This window comes from Pseudomaricurvus alkylphenolicus, assembly GCF_011683955.1.
Classification (GTDB): domain Bacteria; phylum Pseudomonadota; class Gammaproteobacteria; order Pseudomonadales; family Cellvibrionaceae; genus Pseudomaricurvus; species Pseudomaricurvus alkylphenolicus.
On sequence record NZ_JAAQPI010000010.1, the window covers coordinates 53096 to 74654 of the forward strand.

A 21559-nucleotide genomic window follows, 5' to 3' on the forward strand; every position below is an offset into this window, starting at 1 on the left:
TATTCGTGTGCAAAAAACTGTATGTCTTTCTTGGCCGTTATTGCTCTGGGTCTACAGCACTGTAGACAGTCAAATGGTTGCTGAAACCCTAGCGGCTTACGCTGGATCTTCGTTTAGCGTTTTGGTTTTTGTCGCTTCCCTTACGCAGCCTCCAACCCCTTACGAAATTGCAACGGCGTAAACCCCGTCCACGCCTTAAAGGCCCTTATAAACGCACTGGGCTCAGTATAACCGGTAAACGCGGCGATTTCCTCGATGCTGGAATCCAGATGCCCCAGGTGATGAATGGCAATGTCTCGCCTCACCTGGGCCTTGATGGTCTGAAAACTGGTCCCCTCATCCTTCAAGCGCCGCCTCAGAGTCTGAAGGTGAAATCCCATGTCGGCGGCGATGTGTTCCAGTGAAGGCGGTTCGCTCTGTTTCGAAAACGCCTCTCGAACCAACTCCCGAACCTGAAGGGTAACCGCACCACCGGCATCCAGGGACAGATAGATGTCCAGCGGTGCCCGTCGAACATAGCTTTCCACACTGGCTTCACTCTGTACGATTTTGCGAGCGAGGTAGCTGGCATCAAAGCGAATGCTGTAGTGTTCCTGATTGAAAAACACCGGCGCACCGTAGTACATGTACTTGAACTCCTCTTGGTAATCCGGAGCCGGAAAATCCACATTGACCTGGTTGAGGATAATGCGCTCATTACAGAGCCAGCCGACAAAGCGATGGATCACCGTCATCGCCGAGCTTAGTGCATAATTATCCAGAATCCGATGCCCTGGAATACGCTCAAGAATAAACTCGGCCTGGTTATCATTGACGACGAAATGATAACGCAAGCTGTTTTGCGGCAGGTTATAGAACTCCGCACAACGCTGCAAGGCCCGGCCCAGGGTACGGGTATGCACAACGCAGAGTGCCATGAGTCTCAGGGTACCGATATAAGCCGGCTTTTCGAATAATCCGTTTATTTCGTCCTGCATGAGGGCGGCGCAATGGTTCTGCAGTTTTATCGCCCTGTCCAGCGGTATTCTCACACCCGGTTGTTTGAGGGCCTCTTTGGGAATACCACACTTTCGAAACAGTCGATCGAGATCCAGACCCGCCCGCCGTGCACCCGCGAGGGAGTGATCTGTCATGCGGGCGCTGATACTGAGCTGTTGTGTCTTTTCCAAAGCCTGATTCTCTCTCGATTGACGGTAGTCAGTCTGTAAATTGTCACTTTTTGTTTATTTTTGCCTCTTCGGCCGTCATTGTCCAGCCTCCCGGCGTGGCTCAATATAATTCCAGCGGATTGTTCCCGCAGCTTCCCCACAACGGCCTTACAGTGGCCCACAAAGACGAGGTAGTCATGACCAACCAGGCTTATATCTTTGATGCGATCCGAACGCCCCGCAGCAAGGGCAAGAAGGACGGATCCTTACATGAAGTGAAACCCATTGAGCTGGGGGCCGGGTTGCTGCGGGAATTGCAGAGCCGCCATCAGCTGGATACCTCCTATGTAGATGACGTGATGTTGGGCTGTACCGGTCCGGTGGGCGAACAGGGGGCCGATATGGCCAAGGCGGTTGTGCAGTTTGCCGGTTGGGACGAAAGCGTCGCTGGCGTGCAGATGGACCGCTTCTGTGCTTCGGGCCTGGAGGCCGTTAACTCTGCCGCACAAAACGTGATTTCCGGCTGGAATCAGCTGATGGTTGCCGGTGGCGTTGAGTCCATGTCCCGCGTGCCTATGGGCAGTGCGGGTGGTTCGCTGTTGGGGGACCCGGAGTTTGTCATGAACCAGCGTACCGTACCCCAGGGTATCGGCGCGGATCTGATTGCGACGATGGAAGGCTGGAGCCGCGAGGACGTGGACGCCTTTGCCCTGGAGTCACAGAAGCGGGCGGCATTTGCCCGTGACAATAGTTACTTCGACAAGTCCGTGGTGCCGGTGAAAGACGCCAATGGTCTCACCATCCTGGAGAAAGACGACTTTATCAAACCCGATACCACCATGGAGGGGCTGGGTGGCCTGAGAGCCTCCTTTGAGTCTCTGGGTGCCATGGGCATGGACGATATGCTGCTTTCCAAATACCCCCAGGTGCAGAAAATCAACCACGTTCATACGCCCGGCAATTCTTCTGGCATACCTGATCGGCACCTTCAACGTTGCCCGACTGGCTGCGGAACAGATGGAAAAGAACGAACCCACCAATGAGCACGGTGGTCGCGGTGTTATTATCAATACCGCCTCGGTTGCTGCCTATGAGGGCCAGATCGGCCAGGTCGCCTACAGTGCTTCGAAAGGCGGCATCGTCGGCATGACCCTGCCAATGGCTCGCGATCTGGCGCCCATCGGTATCCGTGTTAATACGATTGTGCCCGGCTTGATCCACACGCCACTGTTTGATTCAGCGCCCGATAATGTGATCCAAGCCCTGAGTAAAATGGTGGTCAATCCCCAGCGATTGGGGCGTCCGGAAGAAATTGCCCATCTGTCTGTGATGATGGCGGAGAATGAGTACCTGAATGGCGAGTGCATTCGCCTGGACGGTGCGATTCGCATGCAGCCGCGCTAGGGTTTGCCCGTTACACATCACCCCTTTGAGTGGCCCGCAATACTTCTGTCGCCTCTCTTCTGTAATAGCGAGGAGTTCCGAGAAAGGACCAGGTGTTTATTCATAGTTAAAGACCAGCAATGGTTCTGGTGGCATTGCTAAATGTCCCAGAACCCATGGCCAGTCTCATTCTTCGATTAATGAATCTACGTTAATGGCTATCGATGCATCCAATCTTTACTGGATTTCAATGTCGATATCCCCGACCGCAAATGTCACACAGCTGTGAACATACCCATACTGTTTGTCCGATTTTCGCACGTGGGCCTGTTTGGGTTCGAACACCTCCCCCTTGACTACCTTGCACCGACACAGGCTGCATTCACCTGATCGGCAGGCAGACTCCATTACGATGCCATTCCTTTCAAGGGCATTGAGCAGGGGCTCACCGGCTTCGGTTTCAAAGCTCTTTCCTCCCGTCACTGTCACCTTGACCTTTTTCGTTTTGTTTACATCTTCAGGCCAGCCGGGTTCCTGGGATGGGTCGGATGGTGGCCCATTGGCTTCAAACTTGATATTGCGGCGCTTGATGTTGAGCTTGCGCAGCTCGGCTTCGGCGAAGCCGTACATAATCTGCGGTCCGCAGACAAAGAAGGTGTTGTCTTCAGGAGCCTCCAGAATGTCCTGTATGATGTCAGCGCTGATAAAGCCGCGATAGCCCTGGTAGTTCTCAGGAGGGTTGGTGACTACGTATTCGACTCGCACAGAGCTGTGTTCGTTGGCAAGCTGATCGAGTTCGTTCTTAAAGATAATGTCGTCCAGATTCATGGAGCCGTAGATAAGCGTAATGGTTTTATCGTCACCGTTTTCCACCAGCTCACGGATCATGCTCATGGCTGGCGCCACGCCTGAACCACCCGCCAGGAACACCACGTTCTTACTCTGGTAAATCGGGTTGTAATAAAAGTTACCCATTGGCCCGGTGCTGATAAATTCCTGCCCCACCTGGACATCATTGACCAGATACTGGCTGATAAAGCCGTCTTTGATCTTGCGAATTGTCAGATCATAGTGATTGAGCGTGTTGGGCGAGGACGAAATGGCAAATGCTCGACTGGTGGTGATCCCTTCGATATCAACAAACAGATTGATGTATTGTCCCGCCTGGAAAGGTGGCAAGTAACCATCGGTGGATACCAGGCGCAGAGTTTTGGAGGTGGCGGTCTCTGCAATGATTTCTGAGACACGCAGCTGCAGGCGTTTGGGGTGATACTCATTGATGACTTTGGCGGTTTCTGCCCAATAGTTATAGGGTACCGGATTGTTTTCTTCCAGGTTGTGAATCCGCTCAATGGTTTCTTTGTAGCCGGGAATGGCGTCCTTGTAGTCACTCATAGTTGATACCCCTTATGCAAAAGTTCGTAGTATGCGGCGCGCCATGGTGCAGCCAGCCTGGAGGGTGGGCTGATAACCCTGGGTGGTGGTCCAGGTACCGGCGTGGTAGAGGCCCTGGATGTGATTTTCGTTTTCACGCACAAGTCGGTGTTCGGTCAGTTTCATATCGAAGCCGTATATGGAACCGCGTGGGGTGTTGAGATAGCGCATGGCCGTCAAAGGGGTGGCGACTTCCGCTTCTTCGATATGGCCGCGGATCTGCGGGTAGGTTTTTTCCAGAAGCTTTAACATGGAGTCAGCGTAGCGGTATTTTTCCTTGGCGTAGTCTCTTGGGGAGAGTTTGAGCCAGGGGTCGGCATATTGCAGCGCGATCAACGAGGCGTTGGCACCACCCTTGGGTGCCGCAGTGGGATCGGCGAAATTGTAGCAGGTGAATCCCACGTAGCCAGCGGGCTCCAGGGTTTTGGCTCGACGATACTGTTCATCCACATCCGCGTTGGCGCCAATCATGGTGGTGGCCTGCGTAATACCGATGTCTTCCGGCTCGCAGTCCAACCCCATATACAGTGTGGTGGCGGAGACACCGGCAGTACGGCTGGAAAGGTCTTTAATGGCATCTTGTGGTACCTGTTCAGGCTCAATAAGGGTGGAGTAGCTGGTGATCGGACTGAAGTTACAGAACACGACCTTTGCCGTAATTTCTTCTCCGTGTTCAGTGCGCACCCCGTAGGCCTGGCCGTCCTTAACCAGGATTTGTTCTACCTGGCAGTTAAACCGGATTTCACCGCCGGCTTCGGTAAAGGAATCGGTGATGGCATTAGAGAGCGCCTGGCTTCCACCTTCGATGTAATAGGGTTTGGTTTTGATATAGGCCCACAGGGTCATGGCCAAATCCTGGAAGCTGGTGTCGTGCAGTGGCACACCCAAGTAGCCCCAGTACACCGTCAAAGCGTATTTGAGTTCCGGGGAGCGAAAGTGTTCATTCAGTACTTTCTCGGCGCTGGTCAATCCATACTTCATAAAAGTGGGGAATTGCTGGTAAGCCGCTCGGATTCCTTCCTCGCTGTGCAGAAGTTTGCTGACACCGAACGATTCAATGGTCATGGTGTCCATCAATTTGAAAAAGCGTCGTATGCCCTCGCGCTCTTCAGGGAACTCTACACAAAGCACATTTTGTGCTTCCTCCCAATCGGCGGGGATGCTGACATCCAGAGCTCCGTCGATCACGGCGCGATAGATACTGGATTCTCCGTGCAGTGAAATCTTGTCGAGAATGCCCAACTGCCCAAACATCTGGCGCAGAGGCCCCGGTTGATCCTCAGTGCCCACGCCGCTTAATTGGTGCAGGGAGACTTCGAACTCATATCGTCCACGAGCAAAGGAAGTGGCGCAACCACCGGGAATGTTGTGGCGTTCGAGTAGCAGGGTTTTGACGCCGCTGCGCGCGAAACTGGCGGCTGCGGTCAGACCGGCATTACCGGCGCCGACAACGATTACGTCGTAGTCGACGCCCGCCGTGGTCAATGGGTTTTGGTTCGGCATAGGAGAGACTCCTTGGGTGTTGGCAGGTAGAAGTGCTTGGTGTTGATTATTTTAAACACACAATGTTACCATTGGCAACATTGAAAGATGAGGCACCATAACTGGCCCAAATCGGAGAGGTTCTTTTGCTACAATGTGACGCGGTATTGGACCAACATTGATTTCATCCGGAAGAAGAGGATAAACATGGCAAAGGCGGGACCCGATAAATCGACAACTAAGGGCGGCTCCTATCACCACGGTGCTTTGCGCGAAGCCCTGGTGGACAAGGCACTGGAAATTCTGGCGAGTGACGGCGTGGACAACATCAGCCTGCGCTCAGTGGCCAAGGCCGTTGGTGTCAGTCATACCTCGACCTATCGTCACTTTGCCAATAAAGATGGCTTGTTGACGGCCGTTGCCACGGCGGGTTTTCTGGATCTCGCGGCGGAGATTGAAGAGGCTTACGGCACCGCTGCGACGCTTCAGGAGCAACGATTGGAAACCGCCGTTGCCTACTGCCGTTTTGCCTGTGCCAACCCAAACCTGTACAAGCTGATGTTCAGTTCCTTCCTGAAGGATAAGGACGGCGAAGAGGCGTTGAATAACGCCATGAACGAAACCTTTCGGCGCTGCGAGCAGTTGGGACGTCAGGATGCTGAAGCCCGGGGCGCCGGCGCCGAGCAACAAGGGTTGGCTGGAGTGGCGGCCTGGGTGGTTGTACACGGCGCCGCGTCACTGGCCATAGAAGGCATTCTGGAAAAAGCCGCGAGCGGAAATGTCGAGCGAGATCGCCTGATTCGGCGGGTACTCCAGAGCCTCTACGAAATCTAAACCCACACTCAACACACAGGTGAGTCAATGAGCGAAAATACCCAACATCAACATCTGAAAACCTTTGTCGATATTCTGAAAGCCAGTGTCGATAATGGCAACCTCGATGCCGTAGATGCCCTGGTGGCCGAAGATATCGTGGTTAAATCACCTCGTCACGAACGCCCCTTTACAGGCAAACGCCACGCGCAGACGATTCTACGCGCGTTGTGCCACGTAATGCCCGACTTTGGTTACCACCGTAGCTGGTTTCAGGGCAACGAGGCTGTGGTTGAATTCAAGGGCACTTTGGATGAACAACCGGTTCAGGGGGTGGACGTCTTTACTCTGGACAATAACGGACAGTTGATTGGGATCGAAGTCTTCGTCAAACTCACGGAAGGCTTTACGCAAATGGCCAAACGGGAAGATGCGTTTATTCGCCAGGCTCTTACTGCCAAAACATAACTCTCCTTAAACCGGAGGATCGCACCGTGAAATCGTCAGAGGCCAACTACACCTCCTTTTGGTCATTCTATGCCTTGGCCCTGGCATTTGCCTGCTTCGGAATTTACTGGATGGCGTTTTCTCTGCCGGCGGGGTATTCACCGTCGATGTTTATGGAAGTGCGCGATTCCATTGGGCTCAATCACTTCAGTATCCTGGTGCCTCTGGCGCTTACCGTGTCGTACCCGTTGGCGTTACCCTCCATATTGTTTCCCCTTGCCCCGACACTGGCAGCATTTCTGGGGAGTTTCGCCAAAGGGGGTATGCGTCAGGTTCGGCATCTGTGTTCGCGGCTGAGACCGTGGCGCGATGGTGTGGAAAAAACGGAAGGGCTCAGAATTTACGCCATGGTGTTGGCATTGAACCTCGGTTTTCTGACGCTTTCGTACCTTGTTGTTGTCGTTGCGGGTTCGGCGGAAGACCAACATGTGCTGGAACATAATTTACGTCTGCACGCTCCGTTGTTGATGATATTGTTCTTTGTGATGACCAATTTTCTCGATACCGGCGGCCTATTGGAAGAACTCGGTTGGCGGGGATATGCGTTGCCGCTGCTGCTGCGAAAAATGAATTCACCATTGACTGCTGCTGTCTTTCTGGGGGTATTCTGGGCGCTTTGGCATCTTCCTCGCGAGGTGGCTCCGCTGTTGATGGGCGCGGATGTTAGCGAATTTTTAATGAGTCAGTTGTTGTTTATGGCCAAATCCGTTGGCATGACGGTAGTGATCGTTTTTTTCGTCAATATCACCGGTGGCAGCGTGTTGCCGGCAATCATGATTCACGGAGTTTCCAACTACATTGCAGAGACGCTTCGAGCCACACCGGATTCCGCCTCTCTCGATGTCCTGTGGCTGATTCAGATGCTGGTTGGCGTGTTACTGGTCGTCCGCTATGGCGCTAATCTCGGCTATCGCGGACAGGAGCACCGCCAAGCTTAACGCGGTTCATCGCTACCGCTTTCTACTGAATAACCCGGTCTACACCGGGTTTTCGCAGATCCCCACTCATTAACTCTGGCCAAATCTGACTGAATCGAGTTCTCTCCAGCCGTTGACAAGTTGACGTATTTGAGGTTTTATATGACCCATAGGTCAGTTAAGTCGCAACGTAAGGCTAGAGGATCATCATGAAAAAGACGAATAAAGTTATTGTTACCAGTGCAACCACAGGTGCCATGCACCTGCCCTGTATGTCCCCATATCTCCCTGTCACACCGGACGAAATCGTGGCCGATTCCCTGTCCGCAGCCCGTGAAGGGGCCTCGATTATCCACCTGCACGCCCGCGATCCGGAACACGGCTTTCCAGTAACTGACCCGTCGGTCTATAAAATGTATATCGAGCGGATTGTGGATGAGTCTGATGCCATCATCAATATCACCACCGGCCAGCCCAATATCGAGGCGCTGGGCAATTGGCCCGCAACCCTGGAGGCCCGACTCGACGCCCCCAAAGCGCTGTCCCCGGAGATCTGCTCCTTCAACATGGGGCCTATGAATCCGGGGATCTGGATGCTCAAGGATAAGCTCAACTATCAGCATGACTGGGAGCGCATGATGACTGAGGGCTCCAAGGACGCCACCATCATGAACACCGGAGCCTCGATGGAGCGCTTTGCCAAGGAGCTCGGGCAGGAGCGGGGTATTCGTTTTGAATACGAGTGTTTCGATATCGGCCATTTATACATGCTCGATACTTTGGCCAACCTGGGTTGGATTGAGCCGCCGTTTTTCATCCAGTCGATTTTTGGCTTTCCGGGTGGGCTGGGCACCGATGCCAGCCACATTGTCCACATGCGTGAAACCGCCGATAGACTGTTTGGCGATGACTATATCTGGTCGGTGTTGGCGGCCGGCAAGGACCAGATGAAGTGCACCACCATGTCAGCCATTATGGGGGGCAACGTTCGCGTGGGTCTCGAAGACAGCCTCTGGTACGGAAAAGGACAGCTGGCCAAGAACAGTGGCGAGCAGGTCAAACGCATAGTCTCCATTCTCAAGGAGTTGTCGCTGGAGATTGCCACGCCAGATGAAGCCCGTGAGATTCTCGGTACCAAAGGCCGCGCCAACACCAATTACTGATTCGAGGATTTTTCATGCAACCTGTTATACCCAACGCGCCCAAATCCGCCGCTCTGTTTGAGCGCTCCCGCCAGGTGATGCCATCGGGTTATACCCGGCAAATGACTGTGCAGAAGCCGCATCCACTTTATGCCCATCATGCTGAGGGTTGCTGGATCACGGATGTGGAAGGGGGGCGCCGTGTTGACTATACCAACAACTTTACGGCACTCATTCACGGCCACGGCCGTCGGGAAATTCTTGAGGCCATCACCCAGCAATCGGGCAACCTGATATCCAGCATCATGCCCACCGAGCCCGAGGTGCAGCTGGCTGAGCTGCTGTGTGAGCGCATACCGAGCTGCGAAGAAGTGCGTTTTATGAATTCCGGTACCGAAGCGGTGATGATCGCCGTTAAGGCCGCTCGCGCGTTCACCGGCAAAAGTAAAATCGCGAAGGTGGAGGGTGGTTACCACGGGCAGTTTGACCTGACGGAAACCAGCTTTCAGCCATCACCTGAACTCTGGGGTGATCCAAAAGCCCCTAATGCCGTCAGCAATCAAGTGGGAACCCCTCAAAGTGTGCTCGACGAGGTGGTGGTATTGCCGCTCAACGATATTGAGTCCAGTCGTGCACTGCTCCGGCGCCACGCCGATGAATTGTCTCTGGTGATCATTGATCCTTTGCGCATGCAAATGGGGCTGGTGGAGCCGGAACTCGACTACTTGACCATGCTGAGAGAGGAAACAGAAAGGTTGGGTATCGTTTTGATCTTTGATGAGGTGATGTCCCTGCGCAGCAGTTACAGTGGCACTCAGGGGCTCAAAGGCATCACTCCGGATCTGACCACCATGGGCAAAATCATTGGGGGTGGCTTTCCTATTGGTGCGCTGGGTGGCAAACGTGAATTTATGTCGGTGTTTTCCATCGACGAGGGTGACCCCAAGGTCAAACACAGCGGAACCTTTACCGCCAACCCCATGTCCATGCACATTGGTCATGTGGCCATGGAACTGATGACGCCAGCCGCGTTTGATGAACTTGACCGCCTGGGGCAGCGTCTGCGTGGGGAGTTGGAGGAGATTCGTGCGCACTTCGGGATTCCCGGATACGTTGAGGGGGTGGGATCTGTCGGTGCCCTGATCATGAGCGAAAACCATATCGGCAACTACCGTGAGCTGGCGCTGGCGGCCAGAAACGGCTTGCTGGAGCGTATTGCGGTTTTCCAGAGTTTGCTGATGGAAGAGGGCCTGTCGACCATGCGAGGCGGATTTATTTTGTCCACGGCAATGGATGACGAGGTTATCGATTTTACCCTGCAGGGTGTACGCAATGCACTCGCTAAAATGAAATCCATGTTTTAAGTGATATCAGCCAACGCATCGGGGAATCCCAGTGATAAAATTCAGCACCAGTGTTAATTTTCTTTTCAGCGAAAAACCGTTTCTGCAACGCTTTGCTGCCGCGCGTCAGGCTGGCATCGAAGGCGTTGAGGTGCAATTAATGGAAGCGCCTGCAGCGGACATCGCCAACGCATCCCGCGAGGCTGGGGTTGAGGTGGTACTGATCAATGTTGATATGGGAGATCTCTTGCAAGGTGGTCCTGGCTTGTCCGGGGTGCCCGGGCGGGAACAGGAATTTGCCGCAGCGGTTGAGCAGGCGGCTGAAAATGCCGACATCACCGGATCGAGTTTTGTTCATCTCGGCCCGTCAAAAGTTCCCGATGGGACAAACCGCGAGCAATGTCTAGCGACCTATCTCAGCAATGTGGAAGCGTCACTGAAGCTGGATATTTTTGCCAGTGGCAGATCGGTACCTTTGCTGGAACCGATGAACCCCGTTGATATGCCGGACGCTCTCTTTAGTGATATTGATGAGGCGGCCTCTCTATTACGACGGGAATTCGGAGGTGCGGTGGGTCTGCAATTTGATATTTATCATGTGGAGAAGTCTGGTAAAAATGCCGTCCAGGCTTGGCACAACCACTATGACCAGATTCGACACGTGCAGTTCAGCGATACCCCAAATCGCCAGGAACCGGGTACCGGTGAAGTGGACTTCGAGGCGATATTCAAAACCATTGCCGAGAGCGACTACACTGGATGGGTGGGGGCGGAATATTTTCCGTCACGTCCCAGTGAGCAGACGCTGGGCTGGCTAAGCCATGCCAAGTAAAACAGTCACAAGAGACGGCACATTACACCAAGCCATGAACAAATTTCCAGAGCCCCGGAATCTGGACCAGCAACTTCAGCAATCTCTGGAGGCGCTGTTGTCTAACCAGGACTATCAGGTCTTCAATGCCGTCATTGATATCCAAGTCCCCTCACAGCGGTATCGGTTCAGCGGCGCGGCCGGTTTAGCCGCTGAGCGTCTTAAAATGCATCCCGATCAACCCTTTCACTGGGCGAGCGTGGGCAAGACGCTAACAGCCTTGATTATCGTTCAAGCCGATGACAGGGGGCTATTTGGGGACAAGGGACTCGATACCGCACTGGCGGAGATTGGTCTGTTCGGTGATGCGGTGCTCGATCGCTTGCATCACAATGCAGGGCGACTGATTACGATGAGGCAACTACTGACCCACACCGCGGGCCTGCGTGACGGTATGACGGACGACGCCGGGTCACTGGGCCAAGACGTGGGTGGTCTGGCCCCGCGTTCGTTGTTGGGTGCCATGTTGCAAGGCGGTAACCAGGCGCTGAATCGCCACTGGATACCGTGGGACGCGAACGAGCTCGATGTCGATACGGCCGGCACATTGAATTACTACCTCCATGGGGGGTTGGGCGAAGTTCCGGTGGCGCCGCCAGGGGCACGTTTTTACTATTCCGATACCGGGTACGTCATTCTCGGTCTGGTGGCGGAGCATGTGACTGGACAACCCCTGCAGAGGTTACTAAAGCAGTGGGTTTTTGAACCTCTGGGTCTTACCGATACCTACCTCGCCTACCGTGAACCGCTGCCTGACCGGCAAAAACTGATGGAGGAAGCCGAGGTCTACGCCGAATCCCAGCCGTTACTCAGCTCCGGATTCAATCTTTCCTTCGACTGGGGCGGTGGCGGCATCGTGTCATCGGCGGTCAGTATGAACCGTATTCTACAGGCTGTGATACAGGGAGAATTGCTGTCCCCGGAAAAGGCACAACTGATGTGTCAGTGGTGTCAACCTGCGGCCCTGAAACAACCGAGAACCGGCGTAGGACTGGGCATGTTCCGTACTCAGTGCCAGCAGGGGGAGCTTTGGGGGCACTCCGGCGCTTGGGGGGCCAAAATGTTTTATCACCCTCAGGGGGATATCTACTTTTCCGGTACCGTCAATCAGGCCGTGGGGACCGGCAATTGGCACTGGGAGTTTATTGAGCGGGTGCGCCGTTGTTTCGGCGATTCCTGAAACCTGACCTGAGGGCCGGTTTGGAGCTGGCGCCAGGCTTTTCCTGTGATACACTAGCGGTCTTTCATTCAGGTAAGTCAGCTCTATGATTGCACCCATCAAATTTGCCACCTATATGGAAGTCCAGGCACAGGAAATCCAGTCTGCCCGCAGCGCCAAAAAATCACAGCTGCGATTGATGGCGGCCTTGGCGAATTTGTTAGAGAGCGCGGAGTTTGCTGATATCAAAGTGATTGATATCACAAAAAAGGCGGGTCTGGCCAAAGGCACTTTTTTCATCCATTTCAAGACCAAAGACGATATTGTGGAAGAGCTGTTGCAACAATACGTCAGCTTCGAGCGCAATATGCTTCCAGTCGCCAGTCGCCATGCTGATCCCTTTGATGGCATACTTGAAATCGTCAACTGGTACGAAAAAACCTTTGCCACGAATCACGGGGTGTTGGGCTGTCTGGTGCAACTCAGCGGCGGCGATACCCGCTACCGCAAGCTGTGGTTGAAGCGAAACTCCGAGCTGCTGAACGAGTGGGTCGGGCAGGCCAGCGCGACGCTGGATCTTGGCGAAGAGAATGATCCCCTGGTTCGCCACGTGCTGCACGCCGCCGGCGCGATCATGGACCAAAGTCTGTTTGAACGCTATGGACTGGCGGCAAAGGGCGAGGAATATGATCTGGATACCGATTCATTGATTGAGATGCACGCGGTACTGATGTATCGGGCGGTCTACGGCCAGGACCCTGAACCCTCCAAACTGAAGATCATGAAACCCTTGGTGGAACGAAAACCTGATCTGCAAGTCGTCACCTGAACCTGCATACAATTTCACCCTTGGCCTTATATACCCGCTGATCAGTGTGGGTTTTATCCCCTCTGGACGCATTTCGCCGTGTTACCGCGATCACCTTGATCGCTACCGTCCAAAGTCGAGTGATTGCCCCGCCGGATTGAGGAAGCGAACAAATTTTGCCTTGTAACTGACCCAAAGGTCATGTAATGTTTTTGTATTCCTTTCAATTGCTACAGAGACAACAGCATGACTACAGACGCCCTTATTTTTGATGCTATCAGGACGCCAAGAGGCCGAGGCAAGGCCACGGGTGCTTTGCACGAGGTGAAACCGATCTCTCTTGTTAGCAGCTTGCTCAACGCACTTGTCGAGCGCAATGCATTTGATACCGCCGCCGTGGATGACATTGTTTTGGGATGCGTGACCGCTGTAGGTGACCAGGGCTGCGACATTGCTAAAACCGCCGCGCTGGCCGCGGGCTGGAACCAAGACGTTGCCGGCATGACTCTGAATCGCTACTGCGCATCGGGCCTGGAAGCCGTCAATACGGCAGCCATGAAGATTCGTTCGGGCTGGGAGCAACTGGTGGTTGCCGGTGGTGTCGAATCCATGTCCCGTGTGCCGATGGGCTCTGACGGTGGCCCTTGGTTGCATGACCCCGAGACTAACTTCCGCACCGGTTTTATGCCACAAGGTGTGGGTGCCGATTTGATGGCGACTCTCGACGGGTTTACGCGTGATGAGGTGGACCGCTTCGCCGTCCGTTCTCATCAAAAAGCCGCTAAGGCCTGGCAAGAGGGCCGCTTTGCACGTTCGGTGGTGCCGGTCAATGATCGAGTCGGCCAGCTTATTTTGGATCATGATGAGTTGGTACGCCCCGATGCCAGCGTTGAGTCATTGTCCGGGCTCAAGCCGTCGTTTCAATCTATGGGTGACATGGGTTATGACGATGTGGCGAGAGAAAAATATCACTGGGTGGAATCCATCCGACACATTCACCACGCAGGCAATTCCTCAGGCATTGTGGATGGCGCGGCGCTGGTGCTCATGGGTAATCAGGCCATGGCGGATCGATTTGAGTTGAAGCCACGAGCAAGAGTGGTATCTACGGCGCTGGTTGGCACGGACCCGACATTGATGCTGGCCGGACCTGCACCTGCTGCGCGCAAGGCATTAGACATCGCGGGGCTGAGTGCTGAAGACATCGATTTGTTCGAAGTCAACGAGGCGTTCGCCGCGGTAGTGATGCGCTTTATCAATGACATGAATATCGACGAAGCCAAGGTCAATATCAACGGCGGCTCTATTGCCATGGGCCATCCCCTTGGCGCAACTGGCGCCATCATTATTGGCACCTTGGTGGACGAACTGGAAGCCCGCGATCTGCAGCGCGGGCTGGCCACTCTGTGTGTAGGTGGTGGCATGGGCATAGCCACCATTATCGAGCGTGTTTGAACGCACGGCACCGAAAGACAAGATTGTGAGAACAAAACCTATGACTTCAATTCGCTACGAAAAAGACGAGCACAATATCGTGCACTTGGTACTGGACAACCCCCAGGGTTCCGCCAATATCATGGACGATGCCTTTATGGATTCACTGGATGCTGTGGTGGAGCGGCTGCAACAGGACGAATTCAATGGTGTGATTATCCGCTCGGCAAAGAAAACGTTTTTTGCCGGTGCCAACCTCAATCAGGTGTACCAGATTAACGAGGATACCGCCCATAGTGCCTACGACAACTGCACTCGCATCAAAAAAGCGGTGCGGGTCTGGGAGACCAGTGGCAAGCCCGTGGTGGCCTGTATCAATGGCGCCGCATTGGGCGGCGGTTGGGAACTGGCTCTGTCCTGTCACCATCGCGTTTGTCTGAGCAGGGGTGTGATGCTGGGCCTGCCGGAAGTGTCCCTGGGGCTATTGCCCGGCGCCGGCGGTATTACCCGCACGGTACGAATGTTGGGCATTCAGGGGGCCATGCCTTATCTGGTGGAAGGCAAGCAGTTTAAGCCCCAAGCCGGAATGGACGCGGGTCTGGTGGACCAAATTGTGGATACCGAAGAGGAAATGCTGCAGGCCGCCGTGGCCTGGATCGGTAATAACCCCGAGGCCGTTCAGCCTTGGGATAAAAAGGGTTACAAAATGCCAGGCGGTAAACCATCGAGTCCGGCAATGGCTCAATTACTGCCTATCGCGCCTGCCATGATGCGACAGAAAACCCGAGGCGTGCAGCCGGCACCGGAGACGATTTTGTCTACCATCGTCGAGGGGGCCCAGGTGGATTTTGAGAGCGCCTGTCGTATTGAAAGCCGATACTTTGCCGAGCTTGCCTCAGGACAGGTGGCAAAAAATATGATCGGTACCTTCTTCTTCCAATTGAACGAGATCAAGTCCGGTGCCTGTCGACCCCAGGGCGTGGAGCCTCGTCGTTTCGACAAAGTGGCGGTACTGGGGGCGGGCATGATGGGCGCAGGCATCGCGTTTACTTGTGCCAAGAGCGGCATTCCCACCATTCTCAAAGACATCAGTCTGGAAAACGCCGAAAAGGGTAAAGACTACGCGCGCAAACAATTGCAGAAACAGGTCGATCGCGGTCGCATCAGTTCGGAAAAAATGGACACGACACTGGCCTTGATAACACCCAGCGCCGATGCCTCTGATCTGCAGGGGTGCGACATGGTGGTGGAAGCGGTGTTTGAAGACCGGAACCTCAAAGCCTCGGTCACTCGCGAGACAGAGACGAATACAAGCAGTACCACCATCTTTGCCAGCAACACCTCATCACTGCCGATTACGGGTTTGGCGCAAGCGGCGCAAAGACCCGACAACTATATTGGCCTGCATTTCTTTTCGCCGGTGGATAAGATGCCATTGGTGGAAATCATCTGTGGCGAGAAAACCAGCGACCAATGTCTGGCTCAGGCCTACGACTTTGTGCAGCAGATAGGCAAGGTGCCGATCGTGGTGAACGACAGTCGAGGTTTCTACACCACACGTATTTTCAGTACCTACACCATGGAAAGCGTGGCCATGGTAGGTGAGGGCATCAGTGTGGCCTCCATCGAAAACGCCGCGTATCTTAGCGGATGCCCGGTTGGGCCTCTGAGCGTGGTCGACGAAGTGACGATCACTTTGGCTGAAAAAGTCAGAACCCAAACCATTAAGGATCTGGATGCCGAGGGTAAGACCTATACACCACATCCCGCCGATTCAACCGTAGACTGGATGCTGGCCAATAACCGCCACGGCAAGGCCAGCGGTGGTGGCTTCTTTGACTATCCCGAGGGCAAGAAAAAACAGGTCTGGCAGGGCCTCGTCGACCACTTTTACCAAGAAGATGCACAGATTCCCCTGCAGGACATTAAAGACCGTCTGTTGTTTGCCCAGTCCATCGAAACCGTTCGATGCCTGGACGAGAGCGTATTGATCAGTACCCGCGACGCCAACATCGGCTCAATTATGGGAATCGGATTTCCACCGTGGACGGGAGGCACGCTGCAATTTATCAATAGCTATGGCCTCAAAGCGTTCGTGACGCGCGCAAGGGACTTGGCGATTAAGTACGGAGATCGTTTCGAGCCGCCCGCCAGTCTGGTGGAAAAAGCCGAGAGGGGTGAAGTCTACGGCGACGGCACTTTTGAGCTGGCGGAGTCCGCATAACCATGACCGACCTGCTTGAGGTAGCCTACCAAGTAATCAAGCCGGAGATTGAAGTCGTTGCCGAGGGGCTACGTTTTCCCGAGGGGCCAATCGCACTCGCGGACGGTTCGCTGCTGGTGGTTGAAATTGCCGGTAAGGCTCTGACCCGCGTTGCGGCCGATGGCACGCTGAGTGTCATCGCAGAGCTGGAGGGTGGCCCCAACGGGGCTGCTCTGGGGCCCGATGGTTGGTGTTACATTTGCAACAGTGGCGGCTGGCTGCACCAGAAATTTGACGATGGTTTCTACTACACGGTAGGTCAATCGCCGGACAATGGTTGGATTGAAAAGGTTAATCTGCAAACCGGTGAAATTCAAACACTCTATGACAGCTGTGATGGCCAGCCCCTGAGGGCACCCAACGATATTGTTTTTGATCGAGCGGGTGGATTTTATTTCACCGATCACGGCAAGGCGGATTCATTCAAGCGAGACGTCACCGCCGTTTACTATGCGGCGGCTGACGGATCAGGCATTCGCGAGGTTATTCGCCCACTGCTGACGCCAAATGGTATTGGCCTGTCGCCGGATGAAAACATACTTTATGTCGCCGAAACGCACTCGCGCAGGCTCTGGGCGTTTGAGCTGGCGGGGACCGGAGAAATTGAGCCTGTTCCGCGACCAGCATCAGTCAATGGTGGTCGTCTGGTGGCTGGATTGCCAGATGGATTTCTTCTCGATTCCCTGGCGGTCGACAGTGCCGGGCATATCTGCGTAGGTTCCATTGGCAAAGGCCACGGTGGGGTCTGGGACATCAGTCCTGATGGACGTTGCCGTACTTTTTTTTCCATGGACGATCCTTTCTGCACAAATATCTGTTTCGGTGCTCGAGACAGAGATGCGGCGTATGTAACCTGTTCCGGCAGCGGGCGCCTGGTTTCCTTTAAATGGCCCCGTCCTGGAGCATCGATCAATTTCCTATGAATGGATCGTTATTGGCAACCTATTGACCTTCAAACGCTGCAAACACCAATAGCGCGGAGAAATTGGTGGCTATCAGAGTCAGAACGGTTGGGGGTGATCACTGTCAGGTATTCCGGGTTGCGTAACTGCTGTGGGTGACCCGGGGCGCTGGATCGACAAGACCCCCGCGCCTAACCTTCTATTTTAAATATTCCGTCAATCTCAACACTTGCATTGCCAGGCAAAGAACTACTTCCAACTGCCGCACGAGCATGAATTCCTTTATCCCCCATGACATTTAGAAGAAGATTTGATGCGCCATCTGCAACATTTGGATGACTTGCGAAACTTTCTTTAGCATTTACATATACGGTTAGCTTAAGACAGGATATGACGTCATCCAGATTTCCATTGCAGGCTGTTTTCAATTGCAACAAAAGGTTAAGCATACATAGCTCCGCTGCTTTTTTTCCTTGATCAACAGTGATATCTTCTCCAACATAACCAGTGTACTTCAATACTCCATTCCACTTGCATGTTTGACCGGATATATATACGACATCTGCATCTTTTGAAAAAGGAGTGTAGTTCGCAACAGGATCATTGCTTTGCGGTAATGAAAGCCCAAGACCCATCAGTTTTTTCTCTATACTGGATGTCATTTTATTAACATAACTCTCATAAATAGTGATCAAGAATTTAACTATTTTAAATCAGAAAGATTCATTCATAATTTTTGAATAAAGCGCCATATCTACATTGCCTCCCGACAGAATAGCAATTATTGTGCGGCCTTTTATAGGAATTTTCCCTGAAAGTATAGCGGACAATGCTACAGCGCCTCCCGGCTCAACAACAAGTTTAAAATGCCTGAATGCAGAAAGCATCGCAGATTTAACCTCAGCATCGGTTACATCCACTCCTCCAGTCAATAGATTGGAGTTTATCTCAAAAGTTAATTTCCCTGGGGTTGGTGTGAGAATAGAATCGCATATTGATTTAATTGTATTGTTGTTCTTTAAGCGCGTCCCTTGTTCTAATGATCTTTTGGTGTCATTAAAATTTTCCGGTTCTGCAGACCAAACTTCTATTTCGGGCGAAAAATGTTTCAAAGCAATAGCTGTTCCTGCAATTAGGCCTCCGCCCCCACAGGGAACAACCACCGCTGATGGATCCAAATTTAAGTTCTTTGCTTGACTAAATATTTCGTAACCAACAGTCCCTTGTCCGGCGATTATATGATAGTCGTCGTAAGGCCGAATAAGAGACAGGCCTTTTTTTTCTGCTAACTCTTCAGCTATAAGCTCTCTGTCTTGAGTATCTGGATTATATAGTAGGACACTTGCTCCGTAACCCAAAGTATTGTTGATTTTTAGCTCGGGTGCATTTTCTGGCATGATAATAGTTGCAGGGATTCCCAAATATCTTGCCGAAGTCGCAACAGCCTGCGCATGATTCCCGGATGAGAATGCGACCACTCCCCGAGATCTGATTCGGGAAGGAATAGATAGTATTTTGTTGAAAGCTCCCCGAATTTTGAAAGAAGCCGTTTTTTGTAATACTTCCGGCTTAATCAACAAGCGGCCTCCAATTTCTTCATTTAGAAGTTCAGACTCCAGCAGGGGTGTTTTAATTATATGACCTTCAAGATTATTTGCTGCTTGCTCAATGGCTGAAAACCCTGGGATTTGATTGCGCGCGCTGTCCATTTTTTAACCTTTTAAGTAAAGTAAACATCAATGGCGAGGAGAAATTGGTGGCGAAATTGAGCGGCTTGGCTGCAGTTTATTCGTGCCCAGAGCCCGCACGGTAGGCAGGCCCGATAACATTAGTGCCGGTATGGTAATCAGGCCTCCGCCACCGGCAAGGGTGTCAATCGTGCCAGCGAATACTGCCACCAGAAACAGCAGCGTGATAAGCTCGTAAGTGATTGACATGGTATGGAGTCTACAGCAGGTACTTCGCCGCGAGCGTAACCAGGGGATTGGCGGTTGGTGTTCCCAGTCGGCCGCTGATTCCTCCTTCCACCACACTGCCGGATAAATCCAGATGAATATAGGAAATGGGTTTTTCAGAATTCACGCCGTGCTGATCCAGTCCCGATACCTGGGACAGAAACGCCATGGGGTATTGATGGCCGCGCTCAGTGTTGACAGAGGGGGCGTTGTTGGAAGAGCACAGATCATAGGCGGGGCTATCTGACTGTACAAACGCCCAATCCTCCTTGCGCGGCCGGCTCAGTTCAATGCCTTCACCCCAGAGGTCAGCAATCTCACCCAGGTCTTGCCCCAGAGACTGGCGCCTGGCGGTTTCATTCTGTATCAGGGCGGAATAGGGGCCGTAGGTGCGAGCGGCGTGCCCGGTCAGGGTTGCCAGTGTCAGGATCTGAGGGTTGACCGCTTCGTTCGCCATCTCCCGGGCTTCAGCCAGCAAATCGGCCATCACCAGGCGGCCTTCAGCGTCGGTATTGCCAATCAGCACTCTCTTACCCGAGCGGGCAGTAATCACCTCGTCGGTGACAAAGGCATCAGCGCCGATACTGTTGCGGACCAGGCCCAGCAATGCCACCACCCGAAGCCCGGTCGGTTGTCGCAGGGCGATGGTTTGCATCAGTCCGGCGACCGCAGCCGCGCCACCCTTGTCGCAACTCATGCCGGCCATGGCACCGCTTACTTTCAGGTCGGCACCGCCGGTGTCATAGGTGACGCCCTTGCCCACCAGGAACAGGGTGGTGTCTGCCGGCCCCTTGGGCCGGTATTCCATTCGGACCACTCGAGGCTGGTGTCTTTTCACTGCCTGCGACGCCCTGGCGACGGCAGCGAGAAGGGGGTATTGACGGGCAATGGTCTGTTGGTTCTCGATCACCTCGATATCAATCTGATTGATAGAAGCGCGGCAGTGTTCGACAAAGCCGGCCGGTGCAAAGTTTTCCGGGTCGCCTGCGGTCAAGTCTCGGGTGAGTTGTCGGCCACTTTCCAGTTGCTGTAGAAACTCAGTGTCCAATTGCTCGTCGTTGCTGAAAACAGCGAGCGCCTGCAAAGGTCCCCGGGTCATATCGGTAGCGGTGGGTCCCACTGGCGAGGGTTGCCAGAGCGCGTGGCAAATGCCTAGATAACACACTTCCAGCGCTCTTCGAAAACGCCTTTGATCCGAAACACCTTCCAGCACCAGCAGTGGTCTTGTGGCACCGGAGCGGATCGCCAAGCGCACAGCTCGGGCGGCGATCACGCCTATGTCGCGCACATCCGACCAATCCCGCTCCAGCCCTGACAGGGGGACATGAAGCAGGCGGCCGCCACAGGCAAGGTTTGAGTGCATCAGCACCAGCTCCTGTCCGAGGCGGGCATCCACGTCGGCAAAGCTCAGCAGTTCTGCATTGAGTGCGTCGCTAACGCTGCAACCCAGCTTCGTCGACAGGATAATGGCCGCGTCGTAGTTGCACTGGATCAAGGCGTCGGGGTTGCGTTCGAGTATCAGTTCTGGGATTGACATGGATTTGGGGCCTGGTTATTCGACAGCGAACAGTTGGTCCATGGAGCGGAATGCCTTGAATTCCAAGGCGTTGCCGGAGGGATCACAGAAGAACATGGTTGCCTGTTCACCCTGCTGGCCCTTGAAGCGTACGTAGGGTTCAATCACAAATTCGATGTGATGTTGCTTCAGTCTGTTCGCCAAGATTTCCCAGTCTTGCATATCCAACACTACGCCGCAGTGTGGGACGGGCACGCCGTGTCCATCGACGGGGTTGTAAATCTTTTGGTTTTCGGCATCAGGCGCAAGGCTGGTGTCCTGATGGCAGACAAACTGGTGACCGTACATATTAAAGTCGACCCAATGAGTGTCGCTGCGACCCTCACTGCAGCCAAGTATTTCGCCATAGAAACGTCGTGCTTCGGTAATGTCGCGCACGGGAACCGCGACGTGAAATGGATTAATCTTCATTTGTTCAGTCC

General features: G+C 53.7%; 20 protein-coding genes and 1 pseudogene. 13 read left to right on the forward strand and 8 right to left on the reverse strand.

The features are described from left to right. Positions 1–140: 140 nt before the first annotated feature. Positions 141–1169 (reverse strand): AraC family transcriptional regulator, encoded by a 1029-nt coding sequence (locus HBA55_RS22790; protein ID WP_166996140.1) that lies wholly within the window; start codon positions 1167–1169, stop codon positions 141–143. 176 nt (positions 1170–1345) lie between these two features. Between HBA55_RS22790 and HBA55_RS22795 the strand changes: the two genes are divergently transcribed. Both HBA55_RS22795 and HBA55_RS22800 read left to right on the forward strand, forming a co-directional pair. After that, positions 1346–2191, forward strand: coding sequence for a thiolase family protein (locus HBA55_RS22795; RefSeq protein ID WP_166996141.1), 846 nt, complete (start codon positions 1346–1348; stop codon positions 2189–2191). After that, positions 2124–2552 (forward strand): annotated as a pseudogene (locus tag HBA55_RS22800) (SDR family oxidoreductase); the annotation flags it as partial. The gene HBA55_RS22795 and the pseudogene HBA55_RS22800, both read left to right, overlap by 68 nt. Before the next feature lie 216 nt (positions 2553–2768). Here the strand turns inward: HBA55_RS22800 and HBA55_RS22805 are convergent. Together HBA55_RS22805 and HBA55_RS22810 are read right to left on the reverse strand one after the other, a co-directional pair. Next, positions 2769–3926 (reverse strand): 2Fe-2S iron-sulfur cluster-binding protein, encoded by a 1158-nt coding sequence (locus tag HBA55_RS22805; protein ID WP_166996143.1) that lies wholly within the window; start codon positions 3924–3926, stop codon positions 2769–2771. Positions 3927–3938: 12 nt separating this feature from the next. Next, positions 3939–5468: a phytoene desaturase family protein gene (locus HBA55_RS22810; RefSeq protein ID WP_166996144.1), complete on the reverse strand. Its 1530-nt coding sequence runs from the start codon at positions 5466–5468 to the stop codon at positions 3939–3941. A gap of 186 nt (positions 5469–5654) precedes the next feature. Here HBA55_RS22810 and HBA55_RS22815 point away from each other — a divergent pair, with 186 nt between their 5' ends. The 11 genes from HBA55_RS22815 (at position 5655) to HBA55_RS22865 (ending at position 17627) form a co-directional block, all read left to right on the forward strand. Further along, positions 5655–6281: a TetR/AcrR family transcriptional regulator gene (locus HBA55_RS22815; protein ID WP_166996145.1), complete on the forward strand. Its 627-nt coding sequence runs from the start codon at positions 5655–5657 to the stop codon at positions 6279–6281. Between the two features lie 27 nt (positions 6282–6308). Continuing rightward, positions 6309–6728: a nuclear transport factor 2 family protein gene (locus HBA55_RS22820; protein ID WP_166996146.1), complete on the forward strand. Its 420-nt coding sequence runs from the start codon at positions 6309–6311 to the stop codon at positions 6726–6728. 26 nt (positions 6729–6754) lie between these two features. Next, positions 6755–7705 (forward strand): CPBP family glutamic-type intramembrane protease, encoded by a 951-nt coding sequence (locus HBA55_RS38065; RefSeq protein WP_166996147.1) that lies wholly within the window; start codon positions 6755–6757, stop codon positions 7703–7705. 188 nt (positions 7706–7893) lie between these two features. Further along, positions 7894–8847 (forward strand): beta-keto acid cleavage family enzyme, encoded by a 954-nt coding sequence (locus tag HBA55_RS22830; RefSeq protein WP_166996148.1) that lies wholly within the window; start codon positions 7894–7896, stop codon positions 8845–8847. Positions 8848–8861: 14 nt separating this feature from the next. Further along, positions 8862–10190, forward strand: coding sequence for an aspartate aminotransferase family protein (locus HBA55_RS22835; protein WP_166996149.1), 1329 nt, complete (start codon positions 8862–8864; stop codon positions 10188–10190). A gap of 31 nt (positions 10191–10221) precedes the next feature. Next, the gene (locus HBA55_RS22840) at positions 10222–11001 is read left to right on the forward strand and encodes a TIM barrel protein (protein WP_206019934.1); all 780 of its coding nucleotides are present in this window, start codon (positions 10222–10224) and stop codon (positions 10999–11001) included. Between the two features lie 34 nt (positions 11002–11035). After that, a complete protein-coding gene (locus HBA55_RS22845) occupies positions 11036–12220 on the forward strand; it encodes a serine hydrolase domain-containing protein (RefSeq protein WP_166996150.1) in 1185 nt (394 codons plus the stop codon). An 85-nt stretch (positions 12221–12305) separates the two neighbouring features. Then, positions 12306–13028: a TetR/AcrR family transcriptional regulator gene (locus tag HBA55_RS22850; protein ID WP_166996151.1), complete on the forward strand. Its 723-nt coding sequence runs from the start codon at positions 12306–12308 to the stop codon at positions 13026–13028. Positions 13029–13253: 225 nt separating this feature from the next. Further along, complete coding sequence (locus HBA55_RS22855) at positions 13254–14462, forward strand: acetyl-CoA C-acetyltransferase (protein ID WP_166996152.1); 1209 nt, start codon at positions 13254–13256, stop codon at positions 14460–14462. A 40-nt stretch (positions 14463–14502) separates the two neighbouring features. Then, on the forward strand, positions 14503–16665 hold the full coding sequence (locus tag HBA55_RS22860) for a 3-hydroxyacyl-CoA dehydrogenase NAD-binding domain-containing protein (RefSeq protein WP_166996153.1): 2163 nt from the start codon (positions 14503–14505) through the stop codon (positions 16663–16665). A gap of 2 nt (positions 16666–16667) precedes the next feature. Further along, entirely contained in the window at positions 16668–17627 is a 960-nt protein-coding gene (locus tag HBA55_RS22865; protein ID WP_166996154.1) for an SMP-30/gluconolactonase/LRE family protein, read from the forward strand. A 170-nt stretch (positions 17628–17797) separates the two neighbouring features. Here HBA55_RS22865 and HBA55_RS22870 read toward each other — a convergent pair whose 3' ends face one another. Genes HBA55_RS22870 through HBA55_RS22890 form a run of 5 tightly spaced genes read right to left on the reverse strand, consistent with a single transcriptional unit; the run spans position 17798 to position 21548 of the window. Beyond that, on the reverse strand, positions 17798–18301 hold the full coding sequence (locus tag HBA55_RS22870) for a RidA family protein (protein ID WP_206019935.1): 504 nt from the start codon (positions 18299–18301) through the stop codon (positions 17798–17800). A gap of 18 nt (positions 18302–18319) precedes the next feature. Beyond that, a complete protein-coding gene (locus HBA55_RS22875; protein WP_166996155.1) occupies positions 18320–19315 on the reverse strand; it encodes a threonine/serine dehydratase family protein in 996 nt (331 codons plus the stop codon). Between the two features lie 27 nt (positions 19316–19342). Further along, on the reverse strand, positions 19343–19543 hold the full coding sequence (locus HBA55_RS22880) for a TSUP family transporter (RefSeq protein WP_166996096.1): 201 nt from the start codon (positions 19541–19543) through the stop codon (positions 19343–19345). 10 nt (positions 19544–19553) lie between these two features. Beyond that, the gene (locus HBA55_RS22885) at positions 19554–21098 is read right to left on the reverse strand and encodes a M17 family metallopeptidase (RefSeq protein ID WP_166996156.1); all 1545 of its coding nucleotides are present in this window, start codon (positions 21096–21098) and stop codon (positions 19554–19556) included. Between the two features lie 15 nt (positions 21099–21113). Beyond that, positions 21114–21548, reverse strand: a complete 435-nt coding sequence (locus HBA55_RS22890) for a VOC family protein (RefSeq protein ID WP_166996157.1) — start codon at positions 21546–21548, stop codon at positions 21114–21116. Positions 21549–21559 lie beyond the last annotated feature (11 nt).

Bases quoted from the DNA above. Each gene is read 5' to 3' on its own strand.
- HBA55_RS22850 (WP_166996151.1), top strand. From the start codon at position 12,306: ATGATTGCACCCATCAAATTTGCCACCTATATGGAAGTCCAGGCACAG.
- HBA55_RS22890 (WP_166996157.1), bottom strand. From the start codon at position 21,548: ATGAAGATTAATCCATTTCACGTCGCGGTTCCCGTGCGCGACATTACC.
- HBA55_RS22815 (WP_166996145.1), top strand. From the start codon at position 5,655: ATGGCAAAGGCGGGACCCGATAAATCGACAACTAAGGGCGGCTCCTAT.
- HBA55_RS22810 (WP_166996144.1), bottom strand. From the start codon at position 5,468: ATGCCGAACCAAAACCCATTGACCACGGCGGGCGTCGACTACGACGTA.
- HBA55_RS22855 (WP_166996152.1), top strand. From the start codon at position 13,254: ATGACTACAGACGCCCTTATTTTTGATGCTATCAGGACGCCAAGAGGC.
- HBA55_RS22885 (WP_166996156.1), bottom strand. From the start codon at position 21,098: ATGTCAATCCCAGAACTGATACTCGAACGCAACCCCGACGCCTTGATC.
- HBA55_RS22865 (WP_166996154.1), top strand. From the start codon at position 16,668: ATGACCGACCTGCTTGAGGTAGCCTACCAAGTAATCAAGCCGGAGATT.
- HBA55_RS22820 (WP_166996146.1), top strand. From the start codon at position 6,309: ATGAGCGAAAATACCCAACATCAACATCTGAAAACCTTTGTCGATATT.
- HBA55_RS22845 (WP_166996150.1), top strand. From the start codon at position 11,036: ATGAACAAATTTCCAGAGCCCCGGAATCTGGACCAGCAACTTCAGCAA.
- HBA55_RS22830 (WP_166996148.1), top strand. From the start codon at position 7,894: ATGAAAAAGACGAATAAAGTTATTGTTACCAGTGCAACCACAGGTGCC.
- HBA55_RS22880 (WP_166996096.1), bottom strand. From the start codon at position 19,543: ATGTCAATCACTTACGAGCTTATCACGCTGCTGTTTCTGGTGGCAGTA.
- HBA55_RS22795 (WP_166996141.1), top strand. From the start codon at position 1,346: ATGACCAACCAGGCTTATATCTTTGATGCGATCCGAACGCCCCGCAGC.
- HBA55_RS22835 (WP_166996149.1), top strand. From the start codon at position 8,862: ATGCAACCTGTTATACCCAACGCGCCCAAATCCGCCGCTCTGTTTGAG.
- HBA55_RS22860 (WP_166996153.1), top strand. From the start codon at position 14,503: ATGACTTCAATTCGCTACGAAAAAGACGAGCACAATATCGTGCACTTG.
- HBA55_RS22805 (WP_166996143.1), bottom strand. From the start codon at position 3,926: ATGAGTGACTACAAGGACGCCATTCCCGGCTACAAAGAAACCATTGAG.
- HBA55_RS22875 (WP_166996155.1), bottom strand. From the start codon at position 19,315: ATGGACAGCGCGCGCAATCAAATCCCAGGGTTTTCAGCCATTGAGCAA.